Source organism: Trueperaceae bacterium, assembly GCA_036381035.1.
GTDB lineage: Bacteria > Deinococcota > Deinococci > Deinococcales > Trueperaceae > DASRWD01.
The window spans coordinates 59,616-76,189 of record DASVDQ010000106.1 but is presented as its reverse complement, the minus strand read 5'-3'; the positions used below and the strand labels follow the sequence as shown (position 1 = coordinate 76,189).

Genomic DNA, 16,574 nt, shown 5'->3' with positions numbered 1-16,574 from the left:
GGGGGTCGTGCGCCGTCGCGGCCGCGGGCAGGAGAGCTCGGCATGAAGCTTCGTCGCCTGCACCTCACGTTCGTAGCGTCGTACCTCACCGTCCTCGCCGTCGCCATGCTGGCAGCGGGGCCGGGCGCCGCCGCGCAGGGCGGCGAGGGCGAGGCGGTCGACGGCGCCCAGGTGTTCCAGTCGATCTGCGCCGCCTGCCACCAGCCCGACGGCCAGGGCCTGCCGGGGGCGTTCCCGCCCCTCGTGGGCCACGCGCGAGAGCTGTACGAGGCGGCCGGCGGCCCCAGGTACCTGGCCTACGTCGTCCTGTTCGGCCTGCAGGGCCAGATCACGGCGGCCGGCCAGACGTTCGACGGGCAGATGCCGTCGTTCTACGACCTCTCGGACGCGCAGATCGCCGCCGTCCTCGACCACGTACTCACGGAGCTCGGCGAGGCGGGGCAGCCGGAGGGCTACGAGCCGGTGACGCCCGAGGCCGTGGCGGCGGCTCGCAAGGCGGCCCTCAGCCCCGCGCTGGTGCACCAGCGCCGCCCCGAACTGGCCGCCGCCGACGGCGCGCAGCCGGGCGCCGAGCTCGCCGACGCCCACTACGCCGCGGCGCAGGTGGAGAGGGCCCTGCCCGTCTACCGCCGGCTGTGCGTGGAGTGCCACGGCGAGGACCTGGGGGGCGGCCTCATCGGCGGTCCGCCGCTCGCCGGCGCCGCCTTCCGCCAGAAGTGGGGAGGCAGGCCGCTGTCGGCGCTCTTCACGTTCATGTCCACGCAGATGCCGCAGGGCAGCCCCGGCTCGCTTACCGACCAGCAGTACGCCGACCTGCTCGCCCTGATCCTCAGCCGCAACGGCCACGAGGCGGGCGACGAGCCCATCGTCCCCGACCTCGAGGTGCTGGGCGGCCTGCAGGTCAAGCCGAACTGAGCGGACGCCGCTCGGTTCGTTAGCCAGGGAAGGAGGCCAGCCAGGACCAGCGTCGAGAAGCCTTGAGGGAGCTCCCCCCGGTCCCAGCGGCCGCCGCGAGCGGCCGAGACGGAGGAGGACGGATGAACAAGGCGTTGAGGAGACTAGGCGCCCTGCTAGCTTGCGCGGGGCTCCTCTGGGCAGCGTACGCGCTGGCCCAGGACGGTCAGCAGCCGCGGACGATCGAGTTCACGCCGGTCACCGACGAGATGCTGCTCGACCCTGACCCCGCCGACTGGATCATGTGGCGCCGCAACTACGCCGCCTGGGGTTACAGCCCGCTCGACCAGATCACCAAGGAGAACGTCCAGGACCTCGAGCTCGCCTGGGCCTGGGCGATGGTCGACGGCCGCCAGGAGGTCACGCCGATCGTCTACGACGGCATCATGTACCTCTACAACCAGGGCGACGTCATCCAGGCGCTCGACGCGGCGACCGGCGACCTGATCTGGGAGTACGCCCGTGACCTGCCCGGCGACCTCGCCACATCGTCGTCGAGCATCTCGCGCACGATGGCGCTCTACGGCGACAAGCTCTACTTCGCCTCGGGCGACATGTTCCTCGTGGCGCTCGACCCCACCAACGGCCAGGTGATCTGGGAGACCTCGATAGGCGAGTGGGAGGACGACTTCCGCGTTACCGGCGGCCCGCTGGTGGCCGAGGGCATGGTCGTGGTCGGGGTCTCGGGCTGCGGCGGCGCCCAGCCGGGCGGCTGCTACATCGTCGGCCTCGACGCCGAGACGGGCGAGCTGGCGTGGCGCTTCAACACGATCGCCGAGCCCGGGACGCCAGAGGGCGACTCCTGGAACGGCCTGCCTCTCGAGAGCCGCTTCGGCGGGTCGGCCTGGAACATCGGCTCCTACGACCCCGAGCTGGGCCTTGTCTTCTGGAGCACCGGCCAACCCTACCCGTGGATCGCCGAGATGAACGGCCTGCTGCCGCTGCAGGAGGGCGCCGACAACCGCGCTCTCTTCACGGACAGCACGCTCGCGCTCGACCCGCAGACCGGCGAGCTCGCCTGGTACCACCAGTGGCTCCCGACCGACACGTGGGACCTCGACTACGCCTACGAGCAGATCCTCGTGGACCTCGAGATCGACGGCGAGACCGTGCCGGCCATCGTGGCCACCGGCAAGCTGGGGATCGTCGAGGCCATCGACAGGCGCGACGGCACCTGGCTGTGGGCGCACGAGACCGTCTACCAGAACGTCGTCGAGTCCATCGACCCAGAGACGGGCGCGAAGACGATCAACCAGGAGGCGATCCCGCACATCGGCCAGACGACCGTGAACTGCCCGGCCGACCCGGGCTCGCGCTCCTGGGCCTCGACCGCCTACTCGCCGCTCACGAACACCCTCTACCTGCCCATGCAGGAGTTCTGCTCCGACACCACGCCGAACCCGCTGGGCGAGGGCGAGGTCTACGAGGGCGGCGGCCGCGCGACCTTCTCGCGGCGCGCCGTGCCAGGCACCGACGGCAACTTCGGCGTCGTGAAGGCCATCGACCTGAGCGGCCCCTCGGAGCGTTGGGAGCACCGCATGCGCCCCGCCAACGGCGGCTCGGCGGCGCTCACCACCGGCGGCGGGCTCGTCTTCACCGGCAACCTCGCACGCTACTTCATGGCCTTCGACGACACGACCGGCGACGTGCTGTGGCAGGTCCGCCTCAGCAACCTGCCCAACGGCTACCCGATCAGCTACGAGGTCGACGGCACGCAGTACATCGCCGTGCCCGTCGGCCGCGGCTCGGGGCCCAGCAACGCGTTCGCGGTGTTCACGCCCGACATCGTGAACCCGGCGGGCGGGAACGCCCTGTACGTGTTCAGGCTGCGCGACCAGGGCGCCGACCAGTAGGGGTGATCCCCAGGTCCGCGCCGACGTGAGACAGAGGGCCAGGGGGCGCTGGCATGGCGCCCCCTGGCCCCGTCGCCACAGGAGGTGTGTCAAGTTGCTACCACGCCACGCCGCCGCCTTGGCGACCGCGCTCCTGGCGCTAGCGTCCGGCTCGGCGCAGGCGCCCGTCCTGCCGCCGGAGTGGTTCCCCAACCGGGAGCCGTCGGTGGACGCGCAGGCCGTGAGCTTCTGCGAGGACCCGCGCGAGCCGGCGCACGAGGTCGACAGGGCCATCGCGGAGGCCGTCACCGACGCGCTGCTGGTGGAGCCGCGCATCTACGTGGTCGAGAGGCAGATCCGGGTCGAGCAGGAGTACGAGGGCCTCTACATCGACCTCATCGACCACTGCGCCGTCTACCTCGGCTTCAAGCTCTACTCGAACGCCTACCCCGGCTGGCTCACGCTCACGCGGCCGTACTACGAGGCGCGCTTCGTCGTCCTCACCCCCAACCCCGAGTGGCGCGCGCTCGAGGACGTGCCGCGCGACGTCCGCATCGGCGCCGTGCAGGGCACGATGGGCGACATCAGGTTCATCACCTACAACAACTCGCTGCCGGCCGCCGAGCGCTGGCAGCGGGCCCCCGTGGGCCGCCCCGAGGAGGCCTTCGACGCCCTGATGGACGGCGTCGTCGGCGCCCTGATCGTGTGGGAGCCCTGGTGGTGGTACCTGAGCCAGCAGCGGCCCGAGCTGGCCGAGCTCGCGGTCCTAGACGCCCCCGTCGTCAGCGAGCCCTGGATCGGCGTCGGCGGCATCACGCTGGCCGATAGGACCTTCGTGAGGTCCCAGGTCGACGAGGCGATCGCCGCGCTGTCCGGCGACGGGACCATCGCCGCGATCCTCGAGCAGCACGGCTTCCCCGGACGAGCGGTGCCCTGAACGCCTTCGCCGACCTCTCGCTGCAGTCGCTGCTCACGCGGCTCCTCGCCGGCGCCGCCCTCGCCGTCGTGCAGGGCGCGACCGCCGCTCTGGCCGCGCGCTGGGCGGGCGACGAGGGACCCGCGCGGGACGGCGCGCTGACGCTCGACCCCACCAGGCACGTCGACGTGCTCGGCCTGGCCTCGGCGGCGCTGTTCTCCGCCGGCTGGTCGCGGCCCCCGACGCTGGAGGGGCCCGCCTTCAGGTCGCGGGCGCTCGGCACGCTGACCTGCGTGCTCGCTCCCGTGGTAGCGCTGCTGGCCGTGGCGGCCGCGCTGCTCGCACTGAGGCCGGCCGTCCTGGGCTGGCTGGGCGGCAACGCCGGCATCGTGGCGTCGACGGTCCTCCTCGTGACGTTCGAGCTAGGCGTGCGCGGCGCGGTCCTGGCGCTGCTGCCGCTGCCGCAGACGACCGGGGGTGCCTGGTTCCTCCTGTCGCGGGCGACCGAGGGGCTCCAGACGCGGCCCGCCGCGCGCGGGGCCGGGGCGGTCGTCACGCTGGCGCTGCTGGCCGTGGGGCCGGGCGACGTCTGGCTCCGTGGCGCCGCCGACTGGTACAGGGGCCTGTTGGGGTTCTGAGGTCGGGGCGCGGGCCGCCGGGCGGCTGAGCGGAGCGCCCGCCCGACCGGCGGCACGACCGCGTCCGGCGTCCGCCCAGGCGCTCGCTGCGGCTACTCGCCCGGCTCGCCGATCGGCCCGAGGTCGTAGCTCGCCAGTATCCCCGCCAGGGTCCCGTCGCGCCGCATGGCCGCGAGCTCCCGCTCGAGGCGGCGCTTCAGCGTGAGGTCGCCCTTCCAGATGCCCAGCGCGACGCCGTAGCGCTCCCGCGGCGGCGTGAGCCAGGTCGCCGCGTAGCCGGGGCCCAGGTCGCGCGCCAAGCGGCGTGCCGTGAGCGCCTCGGTGACCGCGGCCTCCACCTCGCCGTCAGTCATCGCCGCGACGAGCTCGTCGTAGGCGCCGAAGAGCGTGACCGTGGCGCCGCGCGCCCTCAGGTCGCGGCTCAGCGCGATCCTGTCGAGGCCGGCCAGGGCGGCGAGGAAGCCGACGGCGGCGCCGTCAAGGGTGGCCCCCTCCCGCGCCACGAAGGCCCAGCCGGTCTCGAGGTGCGGCTCCGTGGTGTCGAGGAAGCTGCGCGTGGTCTGCGTCGTCACCACGCCGCCCGCCACCACCGAGCACTGCGCCCGGGTCAGCCGCCAGTTGCGCGGGTCGAAGCCCCTGCCGATGGCCTGGTTGGTCACGAGCTGCAGCCGCCAGCCCGCGCGGCTCGCCAGCGACCGCAGCAGCTCGACGTCGATGCCGGGCGCGTCGTCTTCCCCCGTCGCCAGCGGCGGCTGCGCGGCGGGCACGCAGACCCGGAGGACGCCGACCCTCTCGACGTCGCGCAGGCTCGTGTCGGGCGGCAGGCGGTAGACGCCGAGGAGCAGCAAGGCGAGCCAGACGAAGGGCCAGTACGGGCCGAGCCGCGGCATCACGGCGCGCGGCCCGTTGGCCGGAGGCGGCGCCTCCTCCCGTCGCGACGCCGCGTCCGGTCGCGGCGCGGGGTCCCGCCGGCGCTCTCGCCCGCCTCGCCGCGCGCCCACGGCTCAACGCCTCGGCAGCCGGAAGTCGCGCCAGGCGAGCAGGAAGAACACGACGCCGGCGCCCGCCAGCGCCAGGGGGCCGATGCGGGGGTCGAACTGGTTGAAGCCTATGAACACGCCGCGCAGGGCGTCGACCGCGTACGTGATGGGGTTCACCTCCACCAGCGTCACGAGCCACTCGGGGTAGGTGACCCTGGCCTGCGCCCGCGTCAGCGCGGGGTCGAGGGGGAAGATCGACGACGAGAGGAAGTAGAGGGGGAGGATCACGGCGTTCGAGAAGACGCCGAAGCCCTCGAACGTGCGCATGCGGTTGGCGATGACGATGCCCAGCGACGTGAGCGCGAAGCCGAGCAGGAACATCACGCCGAGGCCGGCGAGCACGCTGCGCGGCGTGACGATCACGTCCACGTAGCGGGCCAGCAGCAGCACGATCGCGCCGTGCACCATCGCCACCGTGGTGCCGCCGAGCACCTTGCCGAGCAGCACGGCCCAGCGCGGCTGCGGCGAGACGAGCACCTCGCGCAGGAAGCCGAACTCGCGGTCCCAGATCACCGAGACGGCCGACTGCACCGCGGTGTACATCATGTTCAGCGCGACGACGGCGGGGAAGAGGAACTGCAGGTAGGTGTACGGCACGACGAACCGCACCTCGCCGTAGATCTCGCCGCGGAAGTACGGGTTCAGCCCGATGCCGAGGACGAGGACCCAGAGCAGCGGCCGGCTGATCCCGCCCACGAACTGGCCCCTGTCGCGCAGGGCGCGCTTCAGCTCGCGCAGCCAGATCGCGCCCACCCCCCGCAGGACCGCGGTCATCGCGTGTGCTCCCCACCGGAGCGCGCGAAGGCCAGCAGCCTGTCCCTCGGGTCGGCCTCGCGGTCGCGGAGGTCACGGCCCGTGAGCGCGAGGAACACGCTCTCGAGCGACGGCTCCACCACGGTGAACGACCTCAGGCTCGTACCGTGCCGCGCGAGCAGCGACGCCACCTCGTCGGGTCCGCCTACGGGCACCACCAGCTCGCCCCCCACCTCCATGGCGTCGGGGTGCTCCGCCATCACGGCGGCGGCCACGGCGGGGTCCTCCGTGCGCAGGCGCGCCAGGGAGCTGCCGTGGCGCTCCTTGAGCTCGTGGGGCGTCCCCGAGGCCAGTACCCTGCCCCGGTCGATGACGCACACGGTGTCCGCCGCCTCGACCTCCTCGATGTAGTGGGTGGTGACGAGGACCGTCACGTCGCGCCTCGCCTTCAGCGCGGCGAGGTACTCCCACATGCGCGAGCGGGTCTGGGCGTCGAGGCCCACCGTGGGCTCGTCCAGCACCAGCAGGCGCGAGTCGTGCACCAGGGCGCGGGCGAGCTCGAGCCGGCGCTGCATCCCTCGTGACAGCGTCCGCACCAGCTTGTCGCGCCACTCGCCCAGCTCGACGAGGTCGAGGAGCTCGGCGATGCGCCGCGAGCGCGCGGGTCGCGGCACGTCGTGGATGCGCCCGTGGAAGTCGAGGTTCTCCAGGACGGTGAGCCGCCCGTCGAGGGAGGGCTCCTGGAAGACGACGCCGAGGAGGCGGCGCACCGCCCGCGGGCGCTTGGCGACGTCGAGGCCGCCGATCTCCACGCTGCCGGAGTCGGCGGTCTCGACGGTGCAGAGGATGTGGATGAGGGTCGACTTGCCGGCGCCGTTGGGGCCGAGCAGGGCGTACGTCTCGCCGGGCGCGACGCGTAGCGAGACGTCGTCGAGCGCCAGGACGCGGCCGTAGCGCTTGCTCAGGCCGGTGACGACTACCATGGCCCACGATACGCGCCCCGGCCAAGCATCGCTGCGCGCGATGCCGACCCGCGGCCGGCATGACGCCGCGGAGGACGGTCGGCTCGGCGGGCCAAGGTAGACTCGGCTGGGCGATATATCCTGCGCGTACTCGAACGCCTAGAGGGAGACGTCCATGGCGCTGCTGGACCGGGCGAGCCCCGGGCACAACCTGACCCGCGCCCTGCGCTCCGCGCGGCGGAGCTGGTGGGTCAGGGCCGTCGTCGACGGGGTCTTCGTCGCCGTGCTCGCGGCCGCCGTGGTCGCGGCCCTCGCGTGGGTAAGGGCCTGGTCGCTGGGCCAGGCCGGCAGCGTCCTGGGCTCGGCGCTGCGGCCGATGCTGGCCGCGGCGGCGGGCGGCCTCGCCGCCTGGCTCGCCGCCTCCGCCGCCCGCTCGCCGTCGCTGCTCGAGCTGGCGCGCCGCGTCGACGCGCTGCTGGGTCAGTCGGAGCGCTTCTCGACCACCTACGAGGTGATCGCCGACGGCGGTCCGTCGAACGTCGTCGCGCGAGCCCTGCTGGACGAGGTGGAGCGGAGGGCCGCGGGCCTCGACGCCGCGCCCGCCGGCTGGGCGCGGCGCTCGCGCGGGCTCGGCCGGGCGGCCGCCGTCGCGCTCGTGCCGGCAGCCCTGCTCCTCGCCGTCCCGGTGCCGGCCAGGCGCGCGGGCCTCGCGGCGGGCGCCCCGCCGGCGCCGCCGGCGGCCTCAAGCGATCCCGCCGCGGAGGCGGCCACGCTCGACCGCGTGGCCGAGCTCCTCGACCTGGTGGCCCAGCAGGAGGACAGCGACTACCTCAGGGCCCTCGCCGCCTCGTTCACGGACCTCGCGGAGCGCGTGAGCTCGCAGGCCGTCTCCGCCTCGGAGGCGGACCTGGCGGCGCAGGAGCTCTCCGAGCACCTCAGGGCCGCGGCGCGGGAGGTCGGAGGGGCGTTCGCCAGCGCCGTGGAGGCCGCGCTCGCCCCGGACGACACGCGCGCCGCCCCCGAGCCGGCCAAGCCGGCCGGCGCGGCCCCGTCCCGGGCGCAGGAGGGGGCGAGCCCGGCCGGGGAGCCGGCGGCGGCACCCGGCTCGCAGGCCTCCGTCGCCGACCCCAGCGCCTCCTTCTACCGGTCGCTCGGCGCGCTCGTGGACCAGTTCGAGGCCGACCCGACGGCCGTGGGCGTGCGCCCGCAGAGCTACGCGAACGGGGACTACGACGGCGGGGCCGCGTTCTACGGCGGGGTGCTCAACGCCGACACCGACCCCGGCGCCGCCGCGGTGCAGCAGCCGGCCCTCGGCAGGGTCGAGGGCGGCGCCGGCGGGGCGCCCGCGGGCGCGGCGCAGCGCTCCAGCGACGCGCCGGGCGACGCCGCCGGTGCGGGGGCGGCCGAGCTCGGCGCCGGCTCCGACGCCTTCCTCGACCTGCCCGCCGAGAGCGCGTCGGTGGCGGCCCTGCCGCGCAGCCAGCGCGAGGACGGCCGGTTCGTGGAGATGGAGCTGGTGCCGCAGGCGGACGATGAGGCCGCTGCGAGCGGCGCTCCGGCCGGCGCGCCGCCGGCGTTCGCGCGCGCCGAGGAGGCCGCCTTCGCCTTCCGGGGCATCGGCGCGGAGCACGCCGGCGCCGTCAGCAGGTACTTCACGCCCGGGTCGCTGGCCGGCGAGGCCGGGCCCTGAGGCGCCGCGGCGGGCCATGAGATGGAAGAGAGAGTGACGGAGACAAGCGGCGCCCGCGAGGGCAGCGAGCAGGAGCGCCTGCAGGACGCCCTCCAGCGGCTCGACCGCGGGCGGGAGGCGGTGCGGCGCGTCGTCGTCGGGCAGGAGGAGGTCATCGACCAGGTGACGATCGCCCTCCTCGCCGGCGGCCACGTGCTCATCGAGAGCCCGCCGGGGCTCGGCAAGACGCTGCTGGTGCGGACCCTCGGCACGGTCTTCGGGCTCAAGCTCAACCGCATACAGTTCACGCCCGACCTGATGCCGGCCGACATCACCGGCACCTACGTCCTCGTGGGCGGCGACCAGGGGCAGGGCATGCGGACCACGTTCCAGCCCGGTCCCGTCTTCGCCCAGATGGTCCTCGCCGACGAGATCAACCGCGCCACGCCGAAGACCCAGTCGTCGCTGCTCGAGGCGATGCAGGAGGGGACCGTGACGGTCATGGGCGTGGAGTACGAGCTGCCCAAGCCGTTCTTCGTGCTGGCGACGCAGAACCCCATCGAGATGGAGGGCACGTACCTCCTCCCCGAGGCCCAGATCGACAGGTTCTTCTTCAAGGTCACGCTCGACTACCCCTCGCAGCCGATGCTCGAGTCGATCATCGACGCGACCACCGGCCTCGAGGTCCCGGTGCCCGAGCCCGTCCTCGGCCCGGCGGACGTCCTCGACCTGCAGCGCTGGACGCGCGACGTGCCCATCTCCAGCGAGCTGAGGGCCCTCGTCGCCCGCGTCGTGCGCTCCACGCACCCGGAGCTGCCGGGCGCCTCCGAGAGGGTGCGGCGCTTCGTCCGCTACGGCGTCTCGCCGCGCGGCGCCCAGACGCTGGTGCTGGCTGGCAAGGCCAGGGCGCTCATGAACGGCCGCTACAACGTCGCGCTCGAGGACGTGCGCGCCGTGGCGCTCCCCGCCCTGCGCCACCGCCTGCAGGTGAACTTCGAGGGCGAGGCGGCGGGCGTGAGCGTCGACGACCTCGTCGCCGAGGTCGTCGAGGCGGTGACGCTGACGCGCCGATGAGCCGCGCGCTCCCCAGCGAGGTCAAGCGCGCCCTCGGTCACTCCAAGCTGATCGCGCTGCGGGCGCCCGCCAACGCAGCCATAGGCGAGCGTCGTTCGCGCGCCATCGGCTCCGGCATGGAGTTCGCGCAGTACAAGGACTACGAGCCCGGCGACGACCTGCGGCACCTCGACAGGCACGTCTACGCCCGCCTGGGGAAGACCGTCGTCAGGCGGTACCACCTGGAGCAGCGGCTGCGCGTGGCGGTCCTCCTCGACGCCAGCGCCTCCATGGCCGTCGACCCGGCGTCGTGGCGGCGCGCGGTCGACGTCGCGGCCGTGTTCGGCGAGGCCGCCCTCAACGGCGGCGACCAGGTCCGCTTCGGGGTCGCGCGTGGCGGCCGCGTCGTGTGGGGCGACGTCGCGAGCCGCGACACCCAGCTCAGGCACGAGCTCTCGCGGCTCGCGCGGGTCGTCCCCGACGGCCACCTCGCGTCGCTGACCGACCTCGCCTCCCGTTCGCTGGAGGCCCTCGCCCTGCCCGGCCTGCTGGTCGTGATCAGCGACTGGCTCGTCGACGGCTTCGCGGAGGCGCTCCGCACGTGGCGCGTCCGCTCGCAGGAGGTGGTCGCCGTCCAGGTCCTCGGCGAGGCCGAGGCCGGCGGACGCGGCGAGACGGGCTCGCTGCGGCTCGTCGACGCCGAGACCGGGGAGGTCGCCGAGCGGCGGGTCGACGCCCGCACCTGGCGGGCCTACCGCAGGGCGGTCGAGGACTGGAGCGCCCAGGTCAGGTCCGCCGTGTGGGCCGTCGAGGGCCGGTGGGTCACCACGGCGACCCACGAGCCGCTGGACGGCGGCTTCGTCACCGACCTGCGCCGGCAGGGGCTCATCACGTGACGTTCGTCCAGCCGTGGTGGCTGTGGCTGCTGCCGGTGGCGCTGCCGCTGATCCTCCTGCTGCACGCTCGCCGCCGGCGCGACGTGGTCGTGGCCAGCCTCGTCGTGTGGCGCCGGCTCCAGGCGGAGAGCGCCCCGACGCCGAGCCGGCGCAGCTTCCCCTGGCGCGACCCGCTCCTGTGGCTCCAGCTCGTCGCCGCCGCGCTGCTGGTGCTCGCCCTGGCCAGGCCCGTCGTCGGTGACGGCGCCGCGTCGCGCTGGGTCGTGCTCGTCGACGCCTCGCTGCCGATGAGCGCCGCTGACGTCGAGCCGAGCCGGTTCGACGCCGCCCTGCGCGCCGTCGGGGAGCGCTGGGGCGGTCCCGCCAGCAGCGGGCGGGTGTCGCTCGTGAGCGTCGGGCCGAGCGCGCGCGTGGTCGCCGCCGACTGGCCGGCGGGCCCGGGGCTGCGCCGCTCCCTCGCCGAGCTGCGGGTGAGCGCCGGACCCGCCGACTGGCAGGGTGCGGCGGCGCGGGCCGCGAGCCTGGCCGCCGAGGGCGCGCGCGTGGCCGTCGTCACGGACGAGTACGGACGGGAGGCGGCGCTGGCGGCGCTCGGCTCCGCCGGGGTCCCTGCCTCCGAGGTGCGCGTGCTCAGCGTGGGCGGCGGGCTGGCGAACGTGGGCGTCGGCGACGTGAAGGTGGAGCCCCGCGGCGAGCGCCCGGACCAGTGGACCGTGAGCGGCAGGGTCGTGACCGCCGGCTTCGCCAGGGGCGACACCGTCCGCGTCGTGGCGTCGTTCCGCCCGCCCGGCACCAGCTCGTTCCTCCCCTGGGGCGCCGAGGAGGTCGCCGTGGGACCCGACGGCACGGCCGAGTTCGCGATCCCCCTCGACCTGCCGGGTCCCGGCGAGGTCAGGGTGAGCGGACCGGCCGGCGACCACCTGCCGGCGGACGACGCCGTGGTCGTCCCGCTGCGCTCCGCGCCGGTGCGCGTGGCGGTGGTGGGGGAGGCCCACCCGGCCCTGCTGCGGGCGCTGGCCGCCGTCGGCGGCATCGAGGCGTACGCCGCCGAGGCGGTGCCGGCGCCGGACGAGGCGGCGCTCTTCGACCTGGTCATCGTCACGGACGACGTGCCGGGCGTGCCGGCGACGTCCACCCTGTGGCTGGGCGCCGTCCCCGAGGGCCTGCGGGCGGGTGAGCCGCTCGCCCTGGGCGAGGGCGCGCTGACGGCGCGGCCGCACCCGCTCACCGCCGACCTCGACGCCACGGCCTTCAGCGTCGGCAGCGCCGTGCCGCTGCGCGTGCCGGCCGGCGCGACGCCGCTGCTCGTCGCCGGCGACGCCGTGCTCGCCTGGGCGCGCACGACCACTACCGGCCGCCAGGTCGTCCTCGGGTTCGGCCTGGGCGACACCGACTGGCCGTCGCAGGTCGGCTTCCCCGCCTTCGTCGCGGCCCTCGTGGACTGGGCGGCGCCGCGCGCGTGGTCTCACGGGCCGGGCGGCTGCCGCGTCGGCGAGGCGTGCCCGTGGCCGCGCGAGGCCTTCGCCGGCGGCTGGGAGCTCCTCGACCCGGCCGGGTCGCCGGTGCCGGGCACGCCCGCGCCCGAGGCCGTCGAGGGCGACCCGCTCGCCGCGGCCGTGTGGACCGGCCCGCAGTTCGACGCCGGGTTCGTGCCGGAAGCGACAGGTACGTACACGCTCGTGACCGCCGGCGGGCCCGTGACCCTGCCCGTGGTCACCTCGCCGCTGGGCGGCGAGCCGGCCGACGCGTCCGGCGGGGGGCCTGCCGCCGGTGCCTCCATTACCGGCTGGGAGGCGTGGCGCTGGCTGGCGCTGCTCGCCGCCGCCATCATCGCCGCCGAGGGGCTCCTGGGCCTCTTCCGTCAGCGGCGGGTCGTGCGCCGGCGCTGGCGTGTGCCGCTGGCGCTGGCCGGTGTGGCGCTCCTCGCGTCCGCGGCGGGCGTGATGGGCGTGCCGCTGCCGGGCCTCGGCCCCGGGGGGACCGTCGTCTGGGTGGGACGCGAGGCCCCGCCGGCCGCCGGCGCCGAGTGGACCTGGGTCGGCCGCCGGCCGCTGGCGCCGCGAGGCACGACGGGCCCAGCCGCCGACCTGACGACCGCGCTCGAGCGGGCGCTCGCGCTGCCGCGGGGCCCGCGAGGCCTGCGGGTGGTCGTTCCCGCCGACGCCGGCGACGCCCTGCCCGTGCGGGACGCGGGGCGCCTGGCGGACGCGGCGGCGGCGGGAGGCGTGAGGGTCGACGTGCTCGCGACGCGGCCGTCTTCCACCGGCGCCCCGGCGTCGCCGACGGGACCGGCGCTGGCAGCGGTGGCGCTGCCCGAGCGCGTGCGCGCCGGCTCGCGCTTCTCCCTGCTCGCCGAGGTGTCTGCTCCCGAGGGCGCGTCATGGCGGGCGACCGCGACCCTCGAGTCGCCGGCGGGCGGAGGCGGCGCGGTCGCGCCTACGGCCTCGGCCGAGGCGAGCGGCACGGGACCCGGCACGGCCGAGCTCGAGCTCGAGGCCGGAGGGCAGGGGGACCTCGTGTACCGCCTGGAGCTGCGCCCCGAGGGGGGCGGGGCCGCGGCGGCGACGCGGGTGAGCGTGAGCGTGGGTCCGCCGCCCGCCGTGCTGCTCGTCGCGGCCGACGAGTCCCGCGGCCGGGCGCTCGGGGCGGCCCTCGAGGCCCAGGGGCTCGCCGTGGAGAGGGTCGCGCCCCTGAGGATGCCCGGCACCATCGAACGGCTCGACGACTACGACGCCGTCCTGCTCGTCGACGTCGCCGCCAACGCCATCTTCCCCGAGTACCAGGCGCTCCTCGAGCGCTACGTCCGGGAGGTCGGCGGCGGCCTGGCGATCGTGGGAGGGACCTCGTCGTTCGGCCCCGGCGGCTACTACGCGACCCCGCTCGAGGAGCTCTCGCCGGTCTCCTCCCGGATCACCGACGAGGCGCCGGAGGTGGCGATGGCGTTCGTGCTCGACCGCTCCGGCAGCATGAGCGGCGCCGTGGCGGAGTCGAACCGCATGGACGTGGCCAAGGTGGCCACGCTCGAGGCCCTGGCGCTCCTGGGCGAGCGCAGCCTGGCGGCGGTGATCGTCTTCGACACCGAGGCCCGCGTCATGCTCCCGCTCACGCCGGTCGGCGACGCCGAGGCGTTCCGGTCCGCGCTCGCCGCGGTCACGCCGGCGGGCGGCACGGCGATATACCCCGGGCTCCTCGCCGCCTACCAGCTGATGGCGGCGTCGGACTCCGCCACCCGGCACGTCGTCGTCATGACCGACGGCCTGTCGCAGGGGGGCGACTTCGCCGGCGTCCTCCGCGCCCTGACGCGCGAGGGCATCACGACGACGTTCGTGGGGGTGGGCGACGCGGCCGACCAGCGCCAGCTCACGACCCTGGCGAGCCTCAGCGGCGGCACGCTGCACATGGCGCGCGACTTCAGGGCCCTCCCCAGCCTGCTGGCGCAGGAGGCGCTGATGCTGGCCGCCCAGCCCATCGAGGAGCGGACGATAACCCCGCGCTGGGTGGAGGAGGGCGCCCCCGACTTCCTGGAGGAGCTGACCGCCAGCGAGCTCCCGACCTTCGAGGGGTACGTGAGGACGACGCCGAAGGACGAGGCCACCGTCCTCGCCTTCGCCGACGGCGACGACCCGCTGCTGGCGACCTGGCGCTACGGCCTCGGCCGCGCCGCGGCCTTCACCTCCGACGCCGACGGACGCTGGTCGCGCGCCTGGACGAGCTCGGCGAGCTACGCCACCACCTGGGCCCAGCTCGTGCGCTGGATCGCCGAGCGCCCCGTGCGCGACCCCTGGTCCCTGAGGCTGGCGCGGCGCGGCGACGTCCTCGACGTCATCGTCGACGTGCCGGCCGCGGCGGCGGGCGCGTCGGCCACGGACCTGCCCCTGGTCACTGTGTCGGGCGCGGGCGGCGAGGCGCTGGCGCGTCGCCGGCTCGAGTGGACGGGCCCGGCGCGGGCCGCCGCCAGCTTCGAGGTCGACGCCTCCCAGGAGGGCGAGCTGACCGTCGCCCTCGGCCCGGCGCCCGGCCTGGGCCTCGAGGCCGGCGTCGCCAGGACCGTCGCCTGGCCGATCGCCCCGGGACCGGCCCTGCGCTCCGACGTCGTGCCGGTCGCGGGCCTGGCGGAGGCGACGGGCGGCGCCGTCCTGGCGTCTGCGTCCGAGGTGGACGCGAGCGGCGGACGAGCGCTGGCGTGGCTGCCGCTGCCCGCGGCCTGGCTCCTGGCCGCCCTGCTGGCCTTCCTGGCCTCCCTGGCCGTGCGCTTCGGGGTCCTGCCGCGCCTGTCCGCCGCGGTCAGGGTGGGCGCGGCAGCGCGAACGCGAACAGCGTGGCCGGGCCCGTGAGCGAGGCGGGCAGGCCCGTGGCCGGCAGGCTGGGCACGGGCGTGTCCCGGCCGGCCATCACGGCCACGTACTGCACGCCGCCGGCCAGGTAGGTGACGGGCGCGGCGTCGGAGTGCGCCGTGAGCACCTGGCTCCACAGCACCGCGCCGGTGGCGGCGTCGAAGGCCCTGAACTGCCTGTCGGCGAAGGCGGAGAAGACGAGCCCGCCGGCCGTGGCCAGCGCCCCGGCGTCGTGCGGGTAGGGGACGTCGAAGCTCCAGGCGACCTCGCCCGTGACGGGGTCCAGAGCCGACAGCGCTCCCCAGCGCGCGAAGTAGTCCTCCGCCAGCCTCACCTCGACCAGGAGCCAGTTCGGCCTGGCGCCGGGCTGCCAGTCGTCGGGGGCGTTGACCGCCCCCTGGCGCGAGCACGCCGTGTCGTTGGGGCGGTAGAGGAGGCCCGTGACGGGGCTGTAGGCCGCCGGCGCGATGCTGGCCCAGCGGCTGCCGGGACAGACGCGCAGGACCTCGTCCGGCGAGGTGCGGCGCATGCTCTCGTCGATGACGGGGCGCCCCGCGTCGTCGTACCCCACGTGAACGTTCGCCTCCTCGACCATCCGGTGGGCGGCCAGCAGCTCGCCCGTGGCGACGTCGACGGCGAGGAGGAACCCCGTCGTCGTGGCGAGGAGCGCCGCGCGCACGGTCCCCTCCCCGGCAGGCAGGTCGACGACCACGGGGACCGTGTGCTGGTCGTAGCCCCACTCGTCGCCGGGGACGACCTGGTGGAACCACCTCAGCTCGCCGGTGGCGGCGTCTAGCCCCACGAAGCTCGAGGTGTAGAGGTCGGGCGTGACGGGCCCGTCCCCGTCGAAGCGTCGCGGGTCGAGGTTGTCGGAGGGTATGGGCTGCCCCGTGCCGTAGACGACCACGCCGGAGACGGGGTCGTAGGCGCCGGCGTTCCACGCCGACCCGCCCCCCACGCCGAAGCTGCGGCCGGGCGGGTAGGGGCCCCAGGTCGCGCGCGCCGGGTCGTCCTCCGCCACCGGCACGGTGTCGAAGGTCCAGACGACCTCGCCCGTGGCGGGGTCGAGGGCGACGAGCCGGCCGGGCACGGGGCTGAGGTCGGCACCCGTGGGGCCCACGACGAGCACGTCGCCGGCCAGGAGCGGGTTCGTCCTGAGGGCCTCGGCGAAGTCGGGGTGCCCCACGTCGGTGCGCCAGCGCAGCGCGCCGGTGACGGCGTCGAGCGCCACCACCGCCGGCGCCGAGGGCAGCGAGGCGAACACCGTCGCGCCCTCACCGTCCGGCGCCACGACCGGGCTCCCGCGCGGCGCTTGCACGGGCAGGCCCGCGGTGGTCCTGTCGCCCGTCCCCTCCTCGTAGCGCCACAGCAGCGCGCCGGTGGCGCCGTCGAGCGCCAGCACCCCGGTCTCCGTGCTCACGAACAGGACGCCGTCCCAGGCGGCGGGAGCGCCCTGGACGCGTCCGGTGAAGCCCAGCTCGGCGACCCAGGCGACCCGCAGCCGAGAAACGTTCGTCACGTCGATCT

General features: G+C 75.4%; 12 protein-coding genes. 8 read left to right on the top strand and 4 right to left on the bottom strand.

The window, feature by feature from the left end; all coding sequences use genetic code 11:
- Window positions 1-42: 42 nt before the first annotated feature.
- The 4 genes from VF202_12595 (at window position 43) to VF202_12580 (ending at window position 4,340) form a co-directional block, all read left to right on the top strand.
- Window positions 43-915, top strand: coding sequence for a c-type cytochrome (locus VF202_12595; protein HEX7040952.1), 873 nt, complete (start codon window positions 43-45; stop codon window positions 913-915).
- 122 nt (window positions 916-1,037) lie between these two features.
- The gene (locus tag VF202_12590) at window positions 1,038-2,807 is read left to right on the top strand and encodes a PQQ-binding-like beta-propeller repeat protein (protein ID HEX7040951.1); all 1,770 of its coding nucleotides are present in this window, start codon (window positions 1,038-1,040) and stop codon (window positions 2,805-2,807) included.
- A 118-nt stretch (window positions 2,808-2,925) separates the two neighbouring features.
- On the top strand, window positions 2,926-3,723 hold the full coding sequence (locus tag VF202_12585) for a transporter substrate-binding domain-containing protein (protein HEX7040950.1): 798 nt from the start codon (window positions 2,926-2,928) through the stop codon (window positions 3,721-3,723).
- A 68-nt stretch (window positions 3,724-3,791) separates the two neighbouring features.
- Window positions 3,792-4,340: a hypothetical protein gene (locus tag VF202_12580; GenBank protein HEX7040949.1), complete on the top strand. Its 549-nt coding sequence runs from the start codon at window positions 3,792-3,794 to the stop codon at window positions 4,338-4,340.
- A 92-nt stretch (window positions 4,341-4,432) separates the two neighbouring features.
- Here the strand turns inward: VF202_12580 and VF202_12575 are convergent, their stop codons facing one another.
- The 3 genes from VF202_12575 to VF202_12565 form a co-directional block, all read right to left on the bottom strand.
- Complete coding sequence (locus VF202_12575) at window positions 4,433-5,230, bottom strand: transporter substrate-binding domain-containing protein (GenBank protein ID HEX7040948.1); 798 nt, start codon at window positions 5,228-5,230, stop codon at window positions 4,433-4,435.
- A gap of 114 nt (window positions 5,231-5,344) precedes the next feature.
- On the bottom strand, window positions 5,345-6,154 hold the full coding sequence (locus VF202_12570; GenBank protein ID HEX7040947.1) for an ABC transporter permease: 810 nt from the start codon (window positions 6,152-6,154) through the stop codon (window positions 5,345-5,347).
- Complete coding sequence (locus VF202_12565) at window positions 6,151-7,116, bottom strand: ABC transporter ATP-binding protein (GenBank protein ID HEX7040946.1); 966 nt, start codon at window positions 7,114-7,116, stop codon at window positions 6,151-6,153. The genes VF202_12570 and VF202_12565 overlap by 4 nt, the downstream gene beginning before the upstream one ends.
- A 154-nt stretch (window positions 7,117-7,270) precedes the next feature.
- Between VF202_12565 and VF202_12560 the strand changes: the two genes are divergently transcribed.
- Genes VF202_12560 through VF202_12545 form a run of 4 tightly spaced genes read left to right on the top strand, consistent with a single transcriptional unit; the run spans window position 7,271 to window position 15,047 of the window.
- Complete coding sequence (locus VF202_12560; GenBank protein ID HEX7040945.1) at window positions 7,271-8,785, top strand: hypothetical protein; 1,515 nt, start codon at window positions 7,271-7,273, stop codon at window positions 8,783-8,785.
- 33 nt (window positions 8,786-8,818) lie between these two features.
- A complete protein-coding gene (locus VF202_12555; protein HEX7040944.1) occupies window positions 8,819-9,838 on the top strand; it encodes a MoxR family ATPase in 1,020 nt (339 codons plus the stop codon).
- On the top strand, window positions 9,835-10,713 hold the full coding sequence (locus VF202_12550) for a DUF58 domain-containing protein (GenBank protein ID HEX7040943.1): 879 nt from the start codon (window positions 9,835-9,837) through the stop codon (window positions 10,711-10,713). Before VF202_12555 ends, VF202_12550 begins: the two co-directional genes overlap by 4 nt.
- A complete protein-coding gene (locus VF202_12545; GenBank protein ID HEX7040942.1) occupies window positions 10,710-15,047 on the top strand; it encodes a VWA domain-containing protein in 4,338 nt (1,445 codons plus the stop codon). The genes VF202_12550 and VF202_12545 overlap by 4 nt, the downstream gene beginning before the upstream one ends.
- Here the strand turns inward: VF202_12545 and VF202_12540 are convergent.
- Window positions 14,998-16,566 (bottom strand): PQQ-binding-like beta-propeller repeat protein, encoded by a 1,569-nt coding sequence (locus VF202_12540; protein ID HEX7040941.1) that lies wholly within the window; start codon window positions 16,564-16,566, stop codon window positions 14,998-15,000. The two genes, VF202_12545 and VF202_12540, sit on opposite strands and share 50 nt — an antisense overlap.
- Between the last annotated feature and the right edge of the window lie 8 nt (window positions 16,567-16,574).